The sequence below is a fragment of the uncultured Bacteroides sp. genome (assembly GCF_949298305.1).
In the GTDB taxonomy this organism is placed as follows: domain Bacteria; phylum Bacteroidota; class Bacteroidia; order Bacteroidales; family Bacteroidaceae; genus Bacteroides.
The window spans coordinates 1-20264 of sequence record NZ_CASFWU010000038.1 but is presented as its reverse complement, the minus strand read 5'-3'; the positions used below and the strand labels follow the sequence as shown (position 1 = coordinate 20264).

Here is a 20264-nt window from a genome sequence, read left to right as displayed (position 1 = left end):
GCTACTCAATGCCTTTTAGAAGGTTCTTCAAATCGTTAAGTTTAGCATTCTCATCGTAAGCCCCGGTATAATCATGCAGGGTTTTATCTTTAAAATTCAGGACAACCCCTTTTTGGGGAGCAAAGAGGATGTCGCCCTCATCCGTTTTGCTCCAGGCGTACTGATCTAAAAAGCCTTGAAAGGGTTGGAATCCTATATTCAGAACATAATTTCCCCAAGAGACTATTTTATTCACCAAAGCCTTTGAACGGTCAGTTGTTTCACCGACACGAATGCCATTCACATAAGCATTCCATTTTTCTGTAGTGTAATCTCCCGGTTCGCCATCAGGTAGTTTAATCCCCAAATTATTATCCAAGCAATATTTTTTCACGATATCTTTAAGCGCTTTAAACATAAGTTTTCTTTTCAGCTTCATAGAAGCAGCAACATCACGCCCCGGATAGGAATAATCTGTAGCTTTATAGAGATTAATCAAGTCTAATATTTCCTCGACATCAGTTCTATATGTATTCAATGAATCTATATTTTTTTGGGAAAGCTGATTCCAATAAGTATCATAACAAATTTGTGTAGCACTATAATAAAATATCTGGCCTAAATTATTCACGGTTTCTATAGTTGTCAAATCGTTTTCTTTACTTTGAACATCTTCGGATAATTCGACATCCTGATATCCTTGATTATTTTTTGCCGCATTAAATATATCAGCAATTTCTTTTAAATTTTTTAAGCGCGTTTTGTTTTCTTGCGTCAAACAGTTAGCATATTCTTTTTTATTTTTTTCACACCTGACAACTTTCTCATGGTAATCACATTCCACAAACTTTAAAGCATCTGAAATCTTTTTTATATCTTGATATACTTTATCGTTTACATTATACTCCACATCTTTTAGATCCAAAAATTTCGACAATCCGAATGGAACCAGGTTACCCCCCGCACTGAGGGCTGTTGAACCCCAACGACTCTGAATATATGCACGTCCCCAGATATTCGCTTTTCCCTTTCCGGCCTCCATGCACAAATAGCGGTTGGACTTGATAAGCAGAGTGCCGCCCACGGGACGGAGGAAAGACTCCATGATTGTACGCATCAGGTTCATGTCCACAATGGCAAACCTGCCTGCAAAAGCCGTTGCTTCTTGTATAATTCTGTCTATAGCACCTTTTCCGTTCTGACCTTTTTCATAGAACGGCCAGAAAGGCGTCCGGTTGGTACCGGAAGTGATGCTCAGGTTGTTGCCCGCCACGATGTCGATGTTCTTTCCCGCAATCTTGATGTTCCCGTTGGGGGCCGAAATGGTAATGCCCGTAAAGGCGTTCATGCTGACAGCACCCAATGGCGAATTGATGGAGATGGCACGGCGGTCTGAAGACATGCTGATGGAATAGAAGCCGAACTCATCGGTGAGTTCAATGCCGCCCATGGCCTTGTTCAGGTCCGATTCGGGGATGGAACCTGTCATCACACCCGGACAGAAGCCGGTGATGGTGGCCATGGCGGGAGAAAGGCTCTTGAAGAAATTAGACGAGCTGGGGGGATCGGAAAAGATGATGGAATGCCCGTTGGCCGAAGTGATGGAGCGGGAAGTGGCCCTCAGGTGGGTACGGGCAGGCTGTTTCTGTCCCGAGAAGAGCATGCCCTCCACGTAGGGACGCTCGATGTTTCCGTTCTCGAAGTTGACAATGGCCTCGTCGCCTATATTGGGCAGGAAGCTGAAACCGCAGCCGTCGGACGCCATGGGCAGGGCAATCCGTATCCACGGCGTGGGGTCGTCCGTAGCGGCCTGCCACGGATAGCGCACCCGGATGCGGTTCATCTTCAGCGGGTCTTCGTTGGAAGTGACAACCGCCCGCTGGGCATTGGCCGGACGGAAAAGAGAGACACGGGCCGAGGGAGGATAGACCGTAGCGTCCTCGGAGTAAGGGATGGCCTCGATGTCGAGTGCCTCGACCGACTGGCCGGAACTGCTGTTGATACTGCTTTCTATCTTTACGACAATGTAACGCTCGCTTTCATTCTCCAGCCGGATGACGCTGCCCAGCGAAACCTGACAAAAATGATTGCCCAGCTCGATGTGGATGCGCGAGCGTTCGGCTTTTTCAATGCCCTTCCGGATGTTGGTGTAGAAATTCAGGTTGTAGGCTATGGAGTCCGAGGTGTTGGGCTTTGAACTGTACAGATAGATTTTGGCGTTGTCGCCGTCACCCACCTGCCGCTCGTCTTGGTAAGGCCCGGTGAAGTTCTTCGTCTCATAACCGTCGTTGGCCTTTGCCGACAGGTTGTTCATACCTCCGGAAAACATGATTTTCCAGGCGGCGTAGTCCACCATGCTGAAGACGTCCTTCTGGTTCAACATTTCAGAAGTCAGCGTAATCAGGAACGTGCCGGGGAACAAGGCAAAATCGCTCCAGCTGGTATATTCACTCTTGGGAGGAATGCAGGCCAGGTTCTCGTCGGAAGCCAGGTCGGAGTCCTTCTTCATAACCGCTCCCCCCGATGTGCTCAAATCCTTGTCCTGCACATAGTCTTTGTGAGTCTCCGCCAGCGAACTTTCTTTCCAGGCGGAAGTCTGTCCCTGTGCAAACCTGAACGAAACGTAATCGTCAATGGACACCGGATCAGACTTTTCCCAGCCGATGTGGAATTTCCCGTTTTCGTAATAGAAGAATTCACCGCAGCGGTTGGTGATCCTGACCAGAAAATCGAAGAAGCTCTCGTTGTATTGCACCAGATAGGGCTGGATGTATTCCACCTTGGAGGAGCCTTCCTGCTTCAGGGTCTGATTCGCCGCTTCCGCATTTGTAGTCTCTTCCTTCTGCTCCTGATCTCCGCTCTGGTCACCCTTCTCTTCTTGCTTCTGCTCGGATGTCCCGTTGGATTCGTAAGTCAGGAAGCGGGGATTCTGCACAAGAAGCCCCTCAATCTTAATCTCAGGAGGAAGTTTGTCCGGCCAAACCGAGCTGTTGGCAAGAATGTCCTGAATGTACATCGAGTTGCTGGAAGTCCGCAGCTTCTCCAACTGGATGTCAAAGACATAATAATTGTCCGCTATATGGAACTCATTATTCGTCAACATGACACTCCTGCCGCCAAACGTACTGTAAATGGTAGACATTTGCGGGGCATTGTCCGATTCCCAGTCCAGTTCTACCTTGAACCGTAACGCGCCCGGCCTATAAATCTCTTTGACATAATTGAATTCACACAAGATAAGATTGCAGACGATGTCGCCCAAATGGGCTACGCACACTCTTCCGCCATTGTCATTGTATTCCAACTTAACCTCGGGCTTTGGCATACTTGTCCCGGCGGTTCCTGTAGTTTCCGTTACCGCGTTGAATACCAGAGAGAATTTATTTTTCATTTAGTACGTTGCTGTGTTTGGTTAATAGTTGATGTACAGAGTCTTCTTGTAGTTGTTGTTGCCAATGTAGGCAATGGAGTGCAACAAGACCCCGATGCGGGTCGTCATCAAATCTGCTTCCTGCTGCCCACCGCCATTCGGGAGGCTCGCTGCGGGCGTATTTGCCGTATCAAAGGATTCGTCAATATCGATTACAAAGCCGGTGACAACCATAGCACTGTCGTAATCGCCCAATACACATTCAAGGTTCTCGCCTGTCTTGAAAGTTGCATTGAATACAATCGAGAAGCTTGAAGTGGAATATCCGCTCAGTCGTCTGTAAAACTCCTTCTGGCAGCCGTCGGGCAACGACTTGATGGAAAAGCGCAAAACAGTCATCTGCGTGGGGCCGTAAGGCATACCCATCGCATTACGCATTCTGGAACATTCGTAGTCGAATTGTTGGAGCGTAAAGCATTGTTCTCTTTTGACAGTTACCGTCGGGTCTGTAATATCGTTGAAAAAGAGAGTAGCCTTGATGTAGTTAGAAATGTTTCTCATGTCATCGTTCTCCATTTGGATGTCCGTTCACTGGAACGGGATTTCATCAATCTCCACCACCTTCATCATAATCCCCAACTTCAACAGATGACGGTTCGTCCCGTTGATGTCGTACACTTCAGCAATGGAGAAACATTCCGCTTCCTCAAACTTGAAAGTTCTTTCTGTTATGTCATATTTGGCAGACTGGTTGGTCAGGTCCACCACAATCTTGCCCGACAAGGAAGTCTGGTCTATGTACCATTGAAACAATTCCAGGTCATCTTTATCGGGAGCTATGAGCGAAATATTGGCTACGCTGCATCTGGGATTGCCGTCGGGCCTGTACAAGTTATGGTTCCTCGCCACCTTAACTTCACACTGGGTCACCTGATATTCTTTGGTATAGTTGGAGGAAAGGTTATCTCCTATATATAAACGCGCAGATAAGGACATGACAGTTGTTTTGGTTCATGCTGGAAAAAAGATATATTTTCCCCGGCAAACGGAGAATTCTGTTTGCCGGGGAGATAAACGGATGAGTCCGTACAAAGGCACGAACTTATTTCCAAGGATTCTGGAAGTCAACAGGACCGTTCTTCAGTTCCTGGCAAACGATCTGCAGCTGTTCAAAGTGCTCTTCTCCATCTTCCCATTTTTCCAGGTAGTGCACGCAATAACATGCGACACCTTCCAGTTCCTTCATTGTAGAACCGTCGATGGTATTGAAGAAAGTAATTTTGATGTCACGGGGGTCATTGGGAGACAACATCCACTGCAACAGTTGGTTGTTACCGTCGTTCATAGCTTTCACGCGGATGTCGATGCGGCCGCCTCTGGGGATACCGGAGATTTGTCCTTCACGGTCAGTAGTCTGTGAGAATGTATAGTCAATCATCATGACTTCGCGAGTCTCGAAACCATTTACTGATAATTGTACGGGTGTTATATTTTCTGCCATATTGTTTTCAGTTGTTTTAAATTAGACATTCCATGATAAACTTAAGCCCAATCATTCTCAAAGACGACAGACTCGAATTCAATCTTCTGACAAGTGATTTCGATTTCCTCGAAATGTCCCTGCTTGTCTTCCCATTTCTCCTCGAAGTTCACACAATATCCATTGGTAAATTTGATAGTCTTCATAACCTTACCGGTCTTTGTCTCCAGGAAAGTGATTACACCGTTCTTCGGCAAGTTACGCTCAACCATCCATGCCAACAAATCGGGAGTACCGGAATTGTGAGCCTTCACCCGGATATTGATTTTACCACCGCGGGGAATACCCGACATTTGTCCCTCAACGTCAGTCGCCTGGTCAAATTCATACTTAACCATCATGACTTCGCGTTCCTTATAGCCATCAACTTCTAATTTTACTGGTGTCTTTGCCATAAATTTTACGTTTTAGTTTTTGTTAATTGTTTTATTTTATGCCATTTGAGCATCTTTATCTTTCTTGTCTGCCGAAACTTTAATGATAAAGTTCTTTGCCGAATAGAACGGGGTCAGACTGATGTCGCATGTGATGCGTTTAGTTACCGGATCCTGTGTGGGTTCCTTGATTTCATAGTTCTGGAACAGGTTGCCATAACCTTTATAGTCGTTCAAGAACGACTGGATTTTAGCTTTCAGATTCTTGGGAGAGTTGTAGGGATCCCAGTTCTCAAGAGCCACTTCATGCACATAGTTCATCAGAACTTTCTTCACCCAGTCGAACACGCGGACAATGGGATATTCCTTCATGGCGGTGTTGTCACCGTTGTAGAGAGTAGTGTTGTTGAAAGCCATGACACGGCCCTCGGAATAAACCATCGGAATTACCTGATTGTCCATCAATGCAGCGATTTCAGACTTCAACAAGTCCAACTTCACACCCTTCACGCCGTCCAAGGTTCCGTACTTTTTGCCACCGGCACCTTGTGCCATGTTAGCACTTTCATCGTACAGTTTTCCGGCCAAAGCAGCAGAACTGCAAATATAGAATGCAGGGCTGTCTTTCTCATCCTCAGAAAGTTTCTCAGAGTCACGTCCTACCAGCCAATTGGCAGTCATAATTACGTTCTGCAACTCGATATCACTGTCACGATAGCCTTCCGTGTTGGAGAACAGGTCATCAAACGAATATTCGTCTGCATGGTCTGTAATCAGCATCACTTTGTACTTGAAAGCAATCTTGGCCCACTGCAACAGAGTCGGTTTATCCTGGAACACATTACCGGGAACCACCATCAGGCTGTAGCAGTCCTTCAGGCTCAAGCGGTCAAAACCGTTGCGCAGCAAGGCGTCCACTTCCTGTGCAAAACCCGAATCACTGTCGGCAATGTCATCCTTGTAAACGTTGATGATACGCAAGTTCTTCACCTTGTCCGTATTGGCAGTCTTGAAGAAACTGTCCAATGCGCGGTAAGAGCGCTCCAGATTGGCAGTCGCATAGAGCGCATCGGTAACACCCTGGCTGAGCACTTTCGTATATTTTTCTTCCTTGGCCTTGCAGGCATCTACGAATTCGGTAGCACTTTCGTGTCCTTCGTTCAAGATTTCCAGCCAACCTTTGATATCATTAATCAGATTCTCACGTTTGTCCTGAAACCGTTTGTCGGACAAGAATACAGCCTTGGCTGCCTTACGGGCGGGATTCAGATTATCAGCATCCGGCATAAAGCCACGGATGGCATTGAAACCGCCGAACGAAGACAACAATTGGGACACATCTTTTCCCTTGGCCGGTTGTTGTGATTGCTTTGCTTCGCCGGCACCCTGCGAAGCCGTATTGCTTTTTTGTAATTCTGCTTCTGCCATAACATTTATTGATTTAGCGGTTATTTATTATTTTCCAATTCCTCCAGCATAGCCTGCAACATTTCCTTCAATTCTTCCTTAGCAGTACTGTCCTTCAGGATGTCTCTCAGCTTTCTGTTCTGCTCAATGCTCTTGCGAATCTTGGCACTGGTGTCTATCTTCTTCTTGACACCCGACAGGAACTGGCTGTTTTCAACCAGCTTGCCTTTTCCGCCCTGAGCCTCGAAGTCGCGAAGCTCGCTGAAATGAAGCACCTCGTTAACCGAGCCGCCTTCTTCGTCTACAAAATCTACCTCAACAGACGGTTTGAAGTGTGCAAACGCATCGTTGATGGTCTGGATATCCTCCACCAGTTCCGGATTGCCCGGTTCGACATTTGACGTGTACTGGTCAATCATCAGCGTCTTGTTGTTGTCAATCGGGGTGACCTTCGCATTGGATTCTTCATCTGGAGCCATCGAGATGAAATTCTCTTTCATTGCCATAAATCTATTGGTTTTTAGGGTTATTATTTATTTTTAAATTTATATCTTTTCTCAGAGCGTCACGAACTCCGGCTTGCCGTCCTTCATGCGTACTTCCACCGTATCGCCCGACTTCACCTTTCCGGAAATAATCAGTTTGGACAACGGATGTCTGAGTTCCTTGCGGATGATGCCGATGACCGGACGCGCACCGTATTGCGGGTTGAACCCCATCATGGCGATGTCGCGTTTCACTTCCTGGCTGATGCTGAGCTTGATGTCCTGTTCTTCCAGCAACTTGAGCAGTCCCTTCAGGTGTATGTCGAAGATACGGGTAACGGTCTCTTCCGTAATGGGCGAGAACGGCACAATCTCCGTCAGACGGCCCAGGAACTCGGGACGGAAGTAGTTCTGCATGATGTCCATCAGGTCATTGTTCTGGGGAATTGCTCCCTTGTTGAACGAATCGACGATGAACTGGCTGCCGATATTGGATGTAAACAGAATCAGCGCGTTTGAGAAATCGCCCACACGGCCCAGGCGGTCGTGCAGCTTGCCTTCGTCCAATATCTGGAGGAAAAGGTCGAACACCGACTTGTGGGCTTTCTCAATCTCGTCGAACAGCACCACGGAGTAAGGTTTCTGGCGGATCTTGTTCACCAGCAGACCACCTTCTTCATAGCCTACGTAGCCCGGAGGCGCTCCGTAGAGCAGAGCCACCGAATGCTCCTCCTTGAACTCGGACATATCAAAGCGAATGAGAGCAGACTCGTCCTCGAACAGGAAGGCCGCCAAAGCCTTGGACAATTCGGTCTTACCGGTACCGGTCGGTCCCAGGAAGAAGAACGAGCCCATGGGCTGACCTTTCTTGTTCAGTCCCGAGCGGGATTCAAACACGGCATCGAGCACTATCTTCACGGCGTGGTCCTGACCTACGACCCGCTTCTTCAACGTAGCCTCGGCATTGATAAGACGGTCTCGCTCTTTCGACTGCACCTTTCCCAAGGGGATGCCAGTCTGCTTGGCCACTACGGCAAACAAGTCCGAGCTGTCCAATGCCGTACGTTTCGGCTGGCACATCGCGGCCAATTGCTCCAGTACCTTCTGCAAGTAGTCAGCCCGTTCGCGGGCGGTGGCTATCTTGCTGAAGTCTACGTCAGCGTCCAGACGGGCCATCAGAATGCAGCTGATCTGGTTCACCAATTTGTAGTGCAGCCACTCCAGTTCGGTCATCACCTGCGCGTCGTCCTTCACACCGATTTCTGCCGCCAGGCCGGCCAGTTCGCCTTGCAGTTCGGCAATATCGCCGGCAGACATATCGTTCATGGTCTTTACCAGCGCCATGGTGCGGTCTATCAGGTCAAAGGCCGAATCGGGCAGCGCCTTTTCCGTCAGGTAGCGTTTGGCCAGCCGGATGGCGTCCACCATCACCGGTTCGTCCACCGTCAGCTGATGGTACTCGGAGTAAGCGCCCAGCGCCCCCTTCAGTATGCGGAGGCACAAATCGGCATTAGGCTCTTCGAGCGTTATTTTCTCCAGTTTGGTGACAAACTCTTTGTCGGTTTCTATGTTCTTGGTATATCCGTCTACAGACGAAGTGCAGAGCAACAGCAGGTTCCCTTTACCCAGTTCCTGCTTCAGGATGGTCGAAGCTCCGTATAGGCTGCCCTGCTTGTCAAACAGTTTGTCTATAGATTCTATAATCAAAATGGTGTTTGGCTGTTCCTTGATTTCGCGCAACAGGTTCTTGAAGCGGTCTTCCAGCTCGCCTTTGTAGGAGGCGTCTGCACCGATGCCGGCCAAATCCAGCTCATAGGCTGACGCATTGTTCAAGAATGAGGGGACGTGTCCGTCGCACAGCTGCTTGACGAAGGCGTTCACCAGCGAAGTCTTTCCCACACCCGACTCGCCCGTTATCAGCAGGTTGGATTTGGTTTTGCGACCCAATATCTCAAAGATTACCGAAATCTCATTTTCAAAGCCGACAACAGACGCCATCTTTCCGGCACGCGCCTCTTCTATCTTGTCTATGCAATATTTGCCCACCAGGCCTTTGCCGCCGCCCACCGGACTTTGTCCGGCTCTGGCTCCAGTCTCGCCGGCGTTTGCCCTTCCGGCAGCGGTTCCCATTTTCTCCTGAATCTCGGAGGCCGTCAACGGCAGGGTTTTGAGCTGTTCAAACGTAAAGCCTACACCGGGAGTAACCAGCGAAGCCAGAATACAGACCGGCTCGCACTCGGACAGGCCGAATTTCTCCTGATATACTTCGGCCTCTTCCATCACCGCCTTGGCTTCCTTGGAGTACTCCAGGTCTCTTTGCGGCTTTGCGGCACGCGGAGAGAGCTGCATCTGTACGTCTGCCCACTCCTGCAGATAATAATAGTCCTTGTCCAGTTCACTCTCTATAAAATGAACCAGACCGGCACTCTTGTGAAGTACAGCTTTGAATAAATGGGAAGGGTAAATTGCATCGTTACAATACTCCTCTGCGAAAGAATTCGCTATTTTCTTGAGGTCGTCCATTATAATAAGATGTTTTAATAGTTTGTCGTAATTGTTTGGCAAATGTAGAAAAAAAAAGAAAACGACAACTTATTTATGGCATGTTTTTTTGCCACAGTCCGTGATTTGGAAGTATTTTACCGTCTGACGGGCAACCGGCCCCATCCCAATGGCGCACAAAGGGCATGCCCAGACAAGAAGCCGATGTTCTCCAGAATGCGGAACAGCGTGTCACACAGCAGGATGAACCATACAAACCTGCAACGTTACACGCCACTTCGTACGCCCAAAGATACAGCGCTGCCTGCCAGGCATGCCCCGGCACAACAAGGGAAGGCGAGCTACTTCATGCCTTCCTTCAGTATTTCCACCAGAATAGGCTTGGCACCGCCCACAAAGCACTCCACGGCAATGACCATCAGGATAAGTCCCATCAGACGCATCATCACGTTGTTGCCCGTCTCACCCAACACATTGACCAGCCGGGTAGAGGCACGCAGAATGAAGAACGTAAGCAGGTAGATGAACGCAATCATGCCTATCAGGATGCCCTTCATCTCAATCGTGTGCGCATCCTGCATCAGCACGATGGCATTGGCTATGGCACCCGGCCCGCAGAGCATGGGAATGCCCAGCGGTGTGATGGAGATGTCGTTGGCATAGGTCTTGATTTCCTCGTCCTTCAGCTTCATGGGCGTATAGCGTGCCTGAAGCATGTCAAAGCCAATCTTGAAAATGATGAAGCCGCCCGCTATGCGGAAACCATTGGTGGAAATGCCGAAAAACATGAAGAGGAACTGGCCCGCAAAGGTGAAGACCATGATGGTGATGAAGGCCACCAGTGTGGCACGCGACACCACGGCCTGCCGTTCCTTGTCCGTCATGCCGCGGGTCATGGTCAGAAAGACAGGCATAGTGCCCAGCGGATTGGTCAGGGTGAAGAATGACGTAAAACAAAGCAGAGCGAAAGGAAGCAATGTTTCCATAAGAAAGTTATACTTTTATAAGGTTCAAATAATCTCAATTCTATTGAATGGCAGACAGGCCCCACGGAACACGCAACAACGAGCCGGACACGGAGCGAGGCGCCTGCCCCTTCACTTCTTTTACAGCAGATGCGTCAGTTCCAGCAAATCCGTTATCCGGTAAGTAGGCTTGAAAGGGAATTTCCCGTCACCCGCCAGGTCGTAGTACACCTGGCCGATACCCACCCCAGCCGCACCCGCCACATCGTTCTCCCAGCTGTCGCCTATCATCAGCGACTCGTGCGCTTCGGACTGCGTGGCCGAGAGCGCAAAGTAGAAAATCTCTGGACGGGGCTTCAAGATGCCGATGTCTTCCGAGAGAACTATCTTCCGGAAGTAGCGGTCTATGCCCGCCGCACACATTTTGCGGTACTGCAATTCCCTGAAGCCGTTGGACAAGATGTACAGGTTATAGCGCGAACAGAGATACTCCAGCGTCTCGCGGGCATGGGGCATCACACCGCTCCGCGTCGGTATCACCGCAAAGAAGTCGGCCGAAAATGCTCCGGCCAGGGCTTCGTCCGCAGCGCCCACGGCCTCCAGCGGATAGAGGAAACGTTGCCGGTTGAGTTCATCTTTCGTAATCCGTCCGCCTCCATATTCGTCCCACAGTTCCTTGTTGCGACGGGTATAGAGCGCGTAAAAGTGGGCGAAGGAAGAAAAAAAACGGTCGTAACGATACTTGCGGTACATCTCCTCGAAGGTATCGCGGGCATTCTGCGAGAAAGCCCACAAGGTATCGTCCAAATCAAAAAAGAGATTCTTGTACGCCATGACCTGCATGTAGGAGGGGGATAAGCAGGCGAAAACAGAACGCAGATTTCCACCGGCCATTGTCCGGGCCGGCAGAAACCTGCGTCTACGGTCAGCCTACGTAATATATAAACAAGATATATTTACTTCACTTGGATAACCAGATACTTGGATACACTCCAGAAGTCCTTCGGGTTCGTAATCTTCAGGGTGAGCTGTGACTTGTCGTCCTTTTCCATCGAATAGGAGCCTGAAGGATGCGTGGTCAGAATCTCGGCATCCTTGGAGTAGAGCTTGATTTCCTTCGTAGTGCGGATGTCCACCTGGGTAAAGTAATCCTTGTTGATGTCGGCATCCTGCATCACTTCGCCTTTCTTGAAGAGTCCCGTATTGGTCAGGATTTTCTGGTCCTTCAGTTCCTTCTTCGTGCCAAATACGAACCAGGCCGCATTGAGCGCCTTGTCCTGCTCGGCCACGGTCTTCGACTTGGCTTCGTTCTCGGCGGTCAGTGTTTCCTTGTCGGCTGTCAGCCCCGTCACAGCGGCGTCCAGCTCCTGGATGCGGATGTTCTTGGAAGCCAGTTCGGCCTGCAGTTCCTCGATGCGCATCGTTTTGGCCACCAGTTCCTGCGTCAACGACTCAACCGCCCTCTTCAGCTGCGCCGAGTTGTTCTTGCTGCTCTTCAGCATGGATTCCAGTTTGGCTATCTGCTCTTTGTTTTCCTCCATCTGCTTGCGGATAAACTCAATGTCGGCCGTAATCTGCTGCCGTGCGGTCAGCGAACCTTCGGCCACAGCGCCCCGCTGCAAGTCCACACGGTTTTCGGCTTCATTAATCTGCCGGAAGCCCTCGGAAATATCATTGAAAGTACCCATCATTTCGTCCAATTCCGCATTGCGTTGGCTCAGTTCCATCAAGAGAGAGTCGTTTTCCGCTTTCAGCCGGTCCTTGTTTCCGCCGTTGAAGCTGTCACACGAAGCCATTACGGCCGCGCATACCATCAGTAGTGTTAGCTTTTTCATAATCTTTGTTTTACGTTGGGTTAATGAAGTTTTATTTATCGTCTATTCCTGCTACTACAATCACAATTTCGCCACGAGGCTCGTTGGCTGTAAAGTGCTCCACCAGCTCGGCCAGCGTGCCTCTCACCGTCTCCTCGTGCAACTTCGATATCTCGCGCGAGACAGAGGCCTGCCGCTCTGCGCCAAACACTTCGGCAAACTGGGCCAGTGTCTTCAGCAGCCGGTAGGGCGACTCGTAGAACACCATCGTGCGGCACTCGCCGGCCAGTGCGTTCAGCCGTGTCATCCGCCCCTTTTTCTGCGGCAGGAAACCTTCAAAACAGAAACGCTCGTCGGGCAGGCCCGAATCGACCAGGGCGGGCACAAAGGCCGTGGGGCCGGGCAGGCACTGCACCTCAATCCCGTTGCGCACGCATTCGCGCACAATCAGGAAGCCGGGGTCGGAAATGCCGGGAGTTCCCGCGTCCGACACCAATGCAATGGTTTCTCCCCCCTTCAATCTATTAATAACACTTTCGAGCGTTTTATGTTCATTGAATTTGTGATGAGATTGCATCGCGTTCTTGATTTCGAAGTGTTTCAGCAGCAATCCTGACGTACGGGTATCTTCAGCCAGGACCAGGTCGGCTTCCTTCAGGATGCGCACAGCGCGGAAAGTCATGTCTTCCAGATTGCCCACGGGCGTAGGCACCACATACAGCATTCCCATAATCTGATTCCTCTATTTTAGCTGAAATATTTCTTTAGCAGTTCCTCAAAGTCGGCCGCAGCTTCGTTTCCCTCGTCAGGCTGCGCCTCCGCCGCATAAATGTCCAGCGCAGCCTCCAGTGAAGGCGCCCGGCCTATGCGTTCCAGCACGGCATTCATCCGGGCTGCATCGCCCCCAAAGAGCTCGCGGGCAAAACGGAACGAATCGTTCAGGCTGATGGCATGGCGCAAGTCGCGCGACAGACGGATGCGTTCGGCCAGGATGGGCGAACCCGGAGCGGCTTCCGGCAACGGCCGCACGGGGGCGACGGGGGCCTCGGCCACGGGTGGTACAGCGACCTCGGCCGGCTGGGGCTGGTCGGACACGGCACATACAGGCTCGGCAAGCGGCCGGGGCAAATCGGGAACGGGTGCCGGACGCCCCGCTGCAGGAGCAGGAGCCGGCTCCACATCCTCCTCGGCCAGCATGCGGTCCAGCGCAGCCAGCCGTTCCTGCATCTGCCTGATGTTGCGACGGGCCACCTTCCGCAAAGCGGGATTGCCGTCGGCAGCCATGCCCTGCAACAGGCACTGCAGTTCCTGAATGTCAAGTTCTATATCGCTCAATAAAGTCTGCATATTCTACAACGATTTTACGCTTTCCCTTCCGCCTCGCGCCTAAGCGCAGACAAGGGGGTTGTCGCTACAAATGTAGAAATAAATAATGAAAAAATATCAGGAAGCCGACAAAAGTGTTACTTTTGCGCAGAAAATCCGATGTTTTTCGGAAATGTCCGCCGGGGCTGTACAGACAGCGCAGAAAGCTGGCGCACACGGGGCAGCCGGGCCGCGCAGCTGTCCGTCGAAAGGCCCTCCGCACCAGCGGGCAAGCCGATTGCAGCGAGCCAGGCCGCACGGCATGATGCAGGGGACGGACGGATGGCTGCGGACAGGCAACCGACCGTCCACAATTCCGGAACCTTTTTTATGAACTTAATCAAAACTCAGCTTACATGGTATTATTCTCCGAAGACCACATACAGGAGACCAAACGCGGAGGACGCATCGAAGTGATTTGCGGCTCCATGTTCTCCGGCAAGACGGAAGAACTGATACGGCGTCTGAAGCGCGCCCAATTTGCCCGCCAGCGGGTAGAAATATTCAAGCCGTCCATAGACACCCGCTACTCCGAGGCCGATGTCGTGTCTCACGCAGGGCACACCATCGCTTCCACCCCCATCGACTCTTCGGCCAGCATCCTGCTGTTCGCTTCCGAGGTCGACGTGGTAGGCATTGACGAAGCCCAGTTCTTTGACGCCGGCCTGGTAGACGTCTGCCGCCAGTTGGCCGACAACGGCATACGGGTCATCGTGGCCGGCCTGGACATGGACTTCCGCGGCATCCCCTTCGGCCCCATGCCGGGACTCTGCGCCATTGCCGACGAGGTGTCCAAGGTACACGCCATCTGCGTGAAGTGCGGCCAGCTGGCCACCTTCTCGCACCGCACGGTGAAGAACGACCGCCAGGTGATGCTGGGCGAAACGGCCGAATACGAACCCCTGTGCCGGGAATGCTACCTGCGAGCCCTGGAAAAGGAGAAACAGAACGAAAAAAAACAATAGTACCCGGATATGGAACGCAAGAAAATCACTTTTGACAGCTTCATCCGCGGCGTCATTCTAGGTGCCGTCATCCTGGGCATCCTGCTGCTGCTCCAACGGCTCAGCGACGTACTGCTGCCCTTCTTCATTGCATGGCTGGTGGCCTACCTCATCTATCCGCTGGTCACCTTCTTCCAGTACAGGCTGCGCCTCAAAAACCGGGTTCTCTCCATCACCTGCGCCCTGCTCACCCTCACGCTGATAGGCACAGCCGCCTTCTTCCTGCTGGTACCGCCGATGGTAGAAGAGTTCGGACGCGTCAAAGACCTGTTGATACAATACTTCTCAACGGACGCAACCGGCGGGAATATTCCCGAGCAGTTGTCCAAATTCCTGCGCGACAACTTCGACGCACAAACCGTGTCCCAGCTCTTCGACAAGGAAGAACTGCTGGCCGCCGTAAAAGAGACCCTGCCACGCGTATGGACCCTGCTGTCGCAGTCGGTCAACGTCCTGTTCGGCATCTTTACCTTCTTCATCATCCTGCTATACATCGTATTCATCCTGCTGGACTATGAAAGCATCTCGGCCGGATGGCCCATGCTCGTACCCCAGAAATACCGCGGCTTCATGGTGGGCCTGATGAACGACGTGAAAGAGGGCATGAACAGATACTTCCGCGGACAGGCGCTGGTGGCCTTGTGCGTAGGAATCCTCTTCAGCATCGGCTTCCTCATCATCGACTTTCCCCTGGCCATCGGCCTGGGCCTCTTCATCGGTGCGCTGAACCTGGTCCCCTACCTCCAGATTATCGGTTTCATCCCCACCATCGTCCTGGCCATCCTGAAAGCGGCCGATACGGGAGGCAACTTCTGGATTATTCTGGCTTCGGCCCTCGCCGTATTTGCAGTGGTACAAGCCATTCAGGACGGCTTCATCGTCCCCCGCATCATGGGCAAGATTACGGGGCTGAACCCGGCCATCATACTGCTCTCGCTCTCCGTGTGGGGGTCGCTCATGGGAATGCTGGGCATGATTATCGCCCTCCCGCTCACCACGCTGATGCTCTCCTACTACCAGCGTTTCATCATCAACAGAGAGCTTCCGAACACCACCGAGACCCCTCCGGAGCCGTCGAAAGAAGAAAAAAATGAAGAATAATCATTTTTTTTCATCCAAAGCCTTGCAAATTCAATAAATGTCCGTATCTTTGCAACCGCTTAACAGCAATAAGGTTTGATTCGCTAGCTCAGCAGGTAGAGCACAACACTTTTAATGTTGGGGTCTTGGGTTCGAGCCCCAAGCGGATCACGCAAAAAACAGCCTTGCTTATAAAAACCGTCGATTCACTCAAGTGGGTTGGCGGTTTTTCTTTTACATGCACCCCAACGAGTGCGCGGCCATCGGACTGCCGGAAAAAACGGAATGCCGATTGCAAAACGATTCCTAAATAGGCAAACTGCCGACAACTGCACCCTGCAACGTATGCAAAACAGAGGCGGGAGGGAGGCTTTCGGGGCGTTCAGGGCATCCACCATGCAAGCATCGTCCATCCACCATGCAAGCTCCGTCCGTCCACCATGCAAGCTCCGTCCGTCCACCATGCTTGCTTGCAGCACGCTCAATGGTTGGACTGGGCGCCGAAAAATACAGTCCCGGCCTCCTCCAAGGGGGGTTCTCACCCTTCAAACCGGCTTTGAAGAAGCGGGAAGAGGGCATTTCAGTACAAGAAGAGGCGCATTTTTCGCTATTTCAAATGTTAGGATTTCGCTATCCGCCAGTCTGGCAGCCGATTGTATCATTCCGTTTCCGTTTTTCAGAGCTAGCCGGAGAAAAGGCCGAAACAAAAGATTGCAGCGCATTGGAAAAGTCAAAGTGTCAAAATGTAAGGGAGGGATTCACCGCCGCAGAAAGCGCGAAGCGATGTGAAAGTGCGTCAAAAAAACCATCGGCAACTGACATATCCTGCTATCCTCGGGCACGGGTCACACGGAAGTTCACGGATTGCGTTTCTTCTTTCTCCGTGTCTTTCCATATTATCCGTGCCTAAAGGGAAGCGGTGCCTTGGTTCACGCCCCTCCTTCCGGCCTTCCCGGATGGGGAGGGCGGGGACAACGCTCCGGCATCGTCACCGCCCTCTGCGGCCGGAAGCCGCCCTATTCTTTCACCACTATTTCCGCCGGCTCGTTCAGGCGGATATCGAGAATGGACGAGTCGGTCTTAGGCAGCCAGACCAGCCGGCGGCATTCTCCCTTGGCCAGGTTGCAGCTGGGACTGGTGCCCGTGAGGTACTCCGTGTCGATGTCGAACGCCCAGGCATCTACCTGCCAGTTCCGAACACGGTCCAGGTCCAGGTGCAGGTTCTTCACCGCCCCGCTCTTGAAGTGCAGCGAGGAGCCGACGGCAAAGAGGGAGTTCAGTTGGCAGTCTTCCAGAACGGCCATTCCCTGCCCTACGTTCACCGACAGCGAATCGCGGCGGAAGCCTTTGAAGATGACCGGCATCGCATAGTAGTCCGCCACGACTTCCTGCACCGTTTCGGGCAGGGCCATCTGCATATTTCCCGACTGCTTTGACAGCCATCTGTACGGCTCGTCGTAGACATCGGCCTGTTCGTCGGGCTGGCGGAAGACGAGGCGGAGCGTGTCGGCCACGGTCTCCATCGTCAGGAAGCGGTCCAGGCCGGAGCGGTAGGACAGGCTGCCCGCAGCCGTATCGGCGGGAGCGATGTCCAGCAGCAGGTTGCTGAAGTCGTAAATCGGGGCATCCTTGCGGACATCTGCATACATCAGGTGAACCACCCTGCACGCGGGCAGTTGAACCGTCTTGCGTTCGCCCCCTATTTCCACAAACCTGTTTGTGGCGTCCACCGAGACGGTGGAAAGATAGAATAGCGTGCCGGCCACGGCCAACAGTCCGGCCAGCAGCATTCCCATCATGATATATGTTGTACGTTTCATAGCTTGTTTTCCTTGTTTTTGTTCTTGATAAAGTCCTGGTACATGGCAGCAAGCTCGTCGGGAGCAATGCCCAGCGTATGGAGCTGTTTGAAGAAGTAGTCGGCCTCTTCCTTCAGGAAGTAGTCCCGGCGCATCGAGAGAATCAGTCCGCAGGCGCCCGGCGACACGAAATAGCCGATGCCGCGCTTGTTGTAGATGATGCCCTGCGACTGCAGGTAGTCGTAAGAGCGCATCGCCGTATTGGCGTTGACCTCCACCACGGCCGCATATTCCCTGACGGAAGGGATACGCCCGTCCTCGTCATACTGCCCGAGCAGTATCTCGTCGCAGATGCGGTCCGCTATTTGCAGGTAGATGGCCTTGCTTTCCTTGAAATTCATGGTTTACCAGCGGTTGATGATTTCAGACTCCTTGAAGCGGTGGTAGGCCAGCGTCCAGTTGAAGAGGGCCATCAGGCTGAAGAGGATGAGGGCTCCGTTCTTCACCAGGTCCTCGCTGGCAAAGATGCTGCCGTGTTCGGTGAGATACCGGTTGAAAAAGAGCACCTTGCCCAGCATGACACCCGCCACCGTGTAGGCCATCCCGATTACCACAATGGCGGCGCAGGTCTTTACGAACGAGTTCTTCGGCCATACGGCACTGCCCAAGACGAACAGGGACTGGGCAAAGCAGTAGAAAGTAATCAGCACAAAAGCGTCCCTGCACTCCTGGAAGACGCCCCAGGTCTGGAAGTGGCTCCAGGGCATGAGGCCGATTTCTTCAATCTTGGGATAGGCCGAGGCGTAGACCAGCACCCGCGTGCAGTCGGCCAGCTTGAAGGCTATCACATAGACCAGTACAAAGCCCAGCGTATAGGCCAGCCAGCGGACCATGAACTTCTCGAACTGGGTGGCGGGCTGCATCAGCACCGTCAGGCGGCCCACCTTGCTCTTCATGGCCGAAAAGGTGAACGAAGCGCTCAGCAGGCCGGCCAGGAAGAAGCCGTAGACGAAAATGCCCAGCGCAGCATCCCACATCGGGTCCCTATGTTCCCAATAAGGAGAATAGTAGTCAGCATGCACATAGCTGAAATATCCCATCCAAAGAAAGAGCACCGTCATAATGCCATAAATCATGAGGAAGCGCAGCAGCGTGGACTTCCAGTTCTCCACCAGTCCCTTGCGGCACAGGCTGGCGAAACGGCGAAAGTTGAAGAAAGTGTCACGTATCATAGGGCTTGTTCGCTTTGAGGGTGAAACATTGCGGCCATCTTTTCGGGCTCGGCCAGGGTGGCGCCGAAAAGCAGCTCCAGATTAATCTCGGTCTCCATGCCGTCCGGGTTGGGCAGCATCAGCAGGTTGCCCTGAACGGAGGGCAGGGTATAGACGGCCTCGCGGGCCAGCTCGCGGTCGTCGCTCTCTACGAAAAGGAACCGGGCGCACACGTCGGCCACCGAAGCGTCCAGCAGCATGCGGCTGTTGTCCATAATCAGCACGTGGTCCAGCACACGGTCCACGTCGCGCACCTGGTGGGTGGAAATGACGATGGTCTTCTCGTCCGACATGCCCGAGGCAATGAACTTGCGGAACTGGCTCTTGCCCGGAATGTCCAGCCCGTTGGTAGGCTCGTCCATCAGCAGCAGCGAGGTGTTGGTGGCCAGCGCGAAGCTCATGAACACCTTCTTCTTCTGCCCCATGGAGAGAGCGCCCAGGTGGGTGTCCAAGTCCATCTCGAACAGATAGAGGTAACGCACCATGTCCTCCTTGCTGAAGCGGGGATAGAAAGGCGCGTTCAGCTCGATGTAGTCCGTCAGCGACACCGACGGCAGTTCAAACTCTTCGGGCACCAGAAACATGTCCTGCAACGTGGCAGGCAATCGGCGCCGCACATCAATCGAGCGGAAAAGCACCCGCCCCTGCTTGGGCGTAAGCAGTCCGCTCATCAGATAGAGCAAGGTAGACTTGCCCGCCCCGTTCTTACCCAGCAGGCCATAGACCTTGCCCTGCTCCAACGAAGCCGAAAAATCGTGCAGGACTTCCTTCTTGCCCCGCCGATAACCAAACGAAATATTCTCAACTTGTATCATAAGTAATAAGTTTATGAGCCGCCCCCCATCCGGAAAGCCGGAGCACAGGCCTGAAAACGACCCGGCAAGTATCCTGTATGAGAAGTGCGGTGTATTAGTATATTAATACACCGCAAATATAAGGACTTCAGTTGAAATCACAAACATTCTCAGTAAAAAAATGAGGGAAAGAAGGAAAAAGAAGAGAAAAGGGAGCGACGTAACACATACGTTTCAAAACAAACCGTGTTTCCCTGGAAAATACAACAGAGAAACATCAGATAAAACAGAATCTGTATCTGTATCAGAGGGCCAGGAACGTACGAATAAGGTATGTACAAAAAGCCGGCAAAGGCAGATTCAAAAGATATATAAGGTATAGACAGAAGATTTTTAAGGCATAAACAGAAAGGCAATCGGGACATAAACAAAAAGGCGACCGAGGCATACACAAAAAGAAGCCCCGCCGACCTCCCTTTCAGGAAGCGGCGGGGCTCTCGAAGACGGCGACGACC

19 protein-coding genes and 1 tRNA gene are annotated in these 20264 nt (G+C 52.0%); 3 read left to right on the top strand and 17 right to left on the bottom strand.

The genetic code is table 11. The features are described 5' to 3' along the window. Position 1 precedes the first annotated feature (1 nt). From Q1Y74_RS06990 to Q1Y74_RS06930, 13 genes are all read right to left on the bottom strand, one after another. Positions 2 to 3304, bottom strand: a complete 3303-nt coding sequence (locus Q1Y74_RS06990; protein WP_300813277.1) for a phage baseplate assembly protein V — start codon at positions 3302 to 3304, stop codon at positions 2 to 4. 87 nt (positions 3305 to 3391) lie between these two features. Further along, positions 3392 to 3910, bottom strand: coding sequence for a hypothetical protein (locus tag Q1Y74_RS06985; protein ID WP_300813275.1), 519 nt, complete (start codon positions 3908 to 3910; stop codon positions 3392 to 3394). A 27-nt stretch (positions 3911 to 3937) separates the two neighbouring features. Beyond that, positions 3938 to 4345 carry a type VI secretion system tube protein TssD gene (gene tssD, locus Q1Y74_RS06980; protein ID WP_300813273.1) on the bottom strand — a complete coding sequence of 136 codons (408 nt, stop codon included), beginning with the start codon at positions 4343 to 4345 and terminating at the stop codon, positions 3938 to 3940. 106 nt (positions 4346 to 4451) lie between these two features. Continuing rightward, on the bottom strand, positions 4452 to 4850 hold the full coding sequence (gene tssD, locus Q1Y74_RS06975) for a type VI secretion system tube protein TssD (RefSeq protein ID WP_300813271.1): 399 nt from the start codon (positions 4848 to 4850) through the stop codon (positions 4452 to 4454). Between the two features lie 41 nt (positions 4851 to 4891). Next, positions 4892 to 5284, bottom strand: coding sequence for a type VI secretion system tube protein TssD (tssD, locus tag Q1Y74_RS06970; protein ID WP_300813269.1), 393 nt, complete (start codon positions 5282 to 5284; stop codon positions 4892 to 4894). Between the two features lie 36 nt (positions 5285 to 5320). Beyond that, on the bottom strand, positions 5321 to 6691 hold the full coding sequence (locus tag Q1Y74_RS06965; protein WP_300813267.1) for a hypothetical protein: 1371 nt from the start codon (positions 6689 to 6691) through the stop codon (positions 5321 to 5323). Positions 6692 to 6711: 20 nt separating this feature from the next. Next, positions 6712 to 7176 carry a hypothetical protein gene (locus tag Q1Y74_RS06960; RefSeq protein WP_300813265.1) on the bottom strand — a complete coding sequence of 155 codons (465 nt, stop codon included), beginning with the start codon at positions 7174 to 7176 and terminating at the stop codon, positions 6712 to 6714. Positions 7177 to 7227: 51 nt separating this feature from the next. Beyond that, the gene (locus Q1Y74_RS06955; RefSeq protein WP_300813262.1) at positions 7228 to 9678 is read right to left on the bottom strand and encodes an ATP-dependent Clp protease ATP-binding subunit; all 2451 of its coding nucleotides are present in this window, start codon (positions 9676 to 9678) and stop codon (positions 7228 to 7230) included. A gap of 320 nt (positions 9679 to 9998) precedes the next feature. Beyond that, positions 9999 to 10643, bottom strand: a complete 645-nt coding sequence (locus Q1Y74_RS06950; RefSeq protein WP_300813260.1) for a MarC family protein — start codon at positions 10641 to 10643, stop codon at positions 9999 to 10001. 120 nt (positions 10644 to 10763) lie between these two features. Beyond that, positions 10764 to 11456: a YjjG family noncanonical pyrimidine nucleotidase gene (locus Q1Y74_RS06945; RefSeq protein WP_300813258.1), complete on the bottom strand. Its 693-nt coding sequence runs from the start codon at positions 11454 to 11456 to the stop codon at positions 10764 to 10766. A 122-nt stretch (positions 11457 to 11578) separates the two neighbouring features. Continuing rightward, positions 11579 to 12457 (bottom strand): hypothetical protein, encoded by an 879-nt coding sequence (locus tag Q1Y74_RS06940; protein WP_300813256.1) that lies wholly within the window; start codon positions 12455 to 12457, stop codon positions 11579 to 11581. Positions 12458 to 12488: 31 nt separating this feature from the next. Continuing rightward, complete coding sequence (rsmI, locus tag Q1Y74_RS06935) at positions 12489 to 13166, bottom strand: 16S rRNA (cytidine(1402)-2'-O)-methyltransferase (RefSeq protein WP_300813254.1); 678 nt, start codon at positions 13164 to 13166, stop codon at positions 12489 to 12491. A gap of 17 nt (positions 13167 to 13183) precedes the next feature. After that, complete coding sequence (locus tag Q1Y74_RS06930) at positions 13184 to 13783, bottom strand: hypothetical protein (RefSeq protein WP_300813252.1); 600 nt, start codon at positions 13781 to 13783, stop codon at positions 13184 to 13186. A 374-nt stretch (positions 13784 to 14157) separates the two neighbouring features. On the opposite strand from Q1Y74_RS06930, the gene Q1Y74_RS06925 reads away from it, so the two are divergent. The 3 genes from Q1Y74_RS06925 to Q1Y74_RS06915 all read left to right on the top strand — a co-directional run bounded on the left by Q1Y74_RS06925 (position 14158) and on the right by Q1Y74_RS06915 (position 16056). Beyond that, positions 14158 to 14766, top strand: coding sequence for a thymidine kinase (locus Q1Y74_RS06925; protein WP_300813250.1), 609 nt, complete (start codon positions 14158 to 14160; stop codon positions 14764 to 14766). 9 nt (positions 14767 to 14775) lie between these two features. Beyond that, complete coding sequence (locus tag Q1Y74_RS06920; RefSeq protein ID WP_300813248.1) at positions 14776 to 15906, top strand: AI-2E family transporter; 1131 nt, start codon at positions 14776 to 14778, stop codon at positions 15904 to 15906. Between the two features lie 77 nt (positions 15907 to 15983). After that, positions 15984 to 16056 (top strand) — tRNA-Lys (locus Q1Y74_RS06915). An 845-nt stretch (positions 16057 to 16901) separates the two neighbouring features. On the opposite strand, the gene Q1Y74_RS06910 is transcribed toward Q1Y74_RS06915, so the two are convergent. Genes Q1Y74_RS06910 through Q1Y74_RS06895 form a run of 4 tightly spaced genes read right to left on the bottom strand, consistent with a single transcriptional unit; the run spans position 16902 to position 19770 of the window. Continuing rightward, positions 16902 to 17705 (bottom strand): hypothetical protein, encoded by an 804-nt coding sequence (locus Q1Y74_RS06910; RefSeq protein ID WP_300813246.1) that lies wholly within the window; start codon positions 17703 to 17705, stop codon positions 16902 to 16904. After that, positions 17702 to 18085 carry a GntR family transcriptional regulator gene (locus Q1Y74_RS06905; RefSeq protein ID WP_300813244.1) on the bottom strand — a complete coding sequence of 128 codons (384 nt, stop codon included), beginning with the start codon at positions 18083 to 18085 and terminating at the stop codon, positions 17702 to 17704. Before Q1Y74_RS06905 ends, Q1Y74_RS06910 begins: the two co-directional genes overlap by 4 nt. A gap of 3 nt (positions 18086 to 18088) precedes the next feature. Further along, entirely contained in the window at positions 18089 to 18916 is an 828-nt protein-coding gene (locus Q1Y74_RS06900) for a hypothetical protein (protein ID WP_300813241.1), read from the bottom strand. Continuing rightward, positions 18913 to 19770 carry an ATP-binding cassette domain-containing protein gene (locus Q1Y74_RS06895; protein ID WP_300813239.1) on the bottom strand — a complete coding sequence of 286 codons (858 nt, stop codon included), beginning with the start codon at positions 19768 to 19770 and terminating at the stop codon, positions 18913 to 18915. Before Q1Y74_RS06895 ends, Q1Y74_RS06900 begins: the two co-directional genes overlap by 4 nt. Between the last annotated feature and the right edge of the window lie 494 nt (positions 19771 to 20264).

Excerpts from the sequence above, each read along its gene's own strand:
- Q1Y74_RS06990 (WP_300813277.1), bottom strand. The coding sequence starts at position 3,304 with ATGCCAAAGCCCGAGGTTAAGTTGGAATACAATGACAATGGCGGAAGA.
- Q1Y74_RS06985 (WP_300813275.1), bottom strand. The coding sequence starts at position 3,910 with ATGAGAAACATTTCTAACTACATCAAGGCTACTCTCTTTTTCAACGAT.
- tssD (WP_300813273.1), bottom strand. The coding sequence starts at position 4,345 with ATGTCCTTATCTGCGCGTTTATATATAGGAGATAACCTTTCCTCCAAC.
- tssD (WP_300813271.1), bottom strand. The coding sequence starts at position 4,850 with ATGGCAGAAAATATAACACCCGTACAATTATCAGTAAATGGTTTCGAG.
- tssD (WP_300813269.1), bottom strand. The coding sequence starts at position 5,284 with ATGGCAAAGACACCAGTAAAATTAGAAGTTGATGGCTATAAGGAACGC.
- Q1Y74_RS06965 (WP_300813267.1), bottom strand. The coding sequence starts at position 6,691 with ATGGCAGAAGCAGAATTACAAAAAAGCAATACGGCTTCGCAGGGTGCC.
- Q1Y74_RS06960 (WP_300813265.1), bottom strand. The coding sequence starts at position 7,176 with ATGGCAATGAAAGAGAATTTCATCTCGATGGCTCCAGATGAAGAATCC.
- Q1Y74_RS06955 (WP_300813262.1), bottom strand. The coding sequence starts at position 9,678 with ATGGACGACCTCAAGAAAATAGCGAATTCTTTCGCAGAGGAGTATTGT.
- Q1Y74_RS06950 (WP_300813260.1), bottom strand. The coding sequence starts at position 10,643 with ATGGAAACATTGCTTCCTTTCGCTCTGCTTTGTTTTACGTCATTCTTC.
- Q1Y74_RS06945 (WP_300813258.1), bottom strand. The coding sequence starts at position 11,456 with ATGGCGTACAAGAATCTCTTTTTTGATTTGGACGATACCTTGTGGGCT.
- Q1Y74_RS06940 (WP_300813256.1), bottom strand. The coding sequence starts at position 12,457 with ATGAAAAAGCTAACACTACTGATGGTATGCGCGGCCGTAATGGCTTCG.
- rsmI (WP_300813254.1), bottom strand. The coding sequence starts at position 13,166 with ATGGGAATGCTGTATGTGGTGCCTACGCCCGTGGGCAATCTGGAAGAC.
- Q1Y74_RS06930 (WP_300813252.1), bottom strand. The coding sequence starts at position 13,783 with ATGCAGACTTTATTGAGCGATATAGAACTTGACATTCAGGAACTGCAG.
- Q1Y74_RS06925 (WP_300813250.1), top strand. The coding sequence starts at position 14,158 with ATGGTATTATTCTCCGAAGACCACATACAGGAGACCAAACGCGGAGGA.
- Q1Y74_RS06920 (WP_300813248.1), top strand. The coding sequence starts at position 14,776 with ATGGAACGCAAGAAAATCACTTTTGACAGCTTCATCCGCGGCGTCATT.
- Q1Y74_RS06910 (WP_300813246.1), bottom strand. The coding sequence starts at position 17,705 with ATGAAACGTACAACATATATCATGATGGGAATGCTGCTGGCCGGACTG.
- Q1Y74_RS06905 (WP_300813244.1), bottom strand. The coding sequence starts at position 18,085 with ATGAATTTCAAGGAAAGCAAGGCCATCTACCTGCAAATAGCGGACCGC.
- Q1Y74_RS06900 (WP_300813241.1), bottom strand. The coding sequence starts at position 18,916 with ATGATACGTGACACTTTCTTCAACTTTCGCCGTTTCGCCAGCCTGTGC.
- Q1Y74_RS06895 (WP_300813239.1), bottom strand. The coding sequence starts at position 19,770 with ATGATACAAGTTGAGAATATTTCGTTTGGTTATCGGCGGGGCAAGAAG.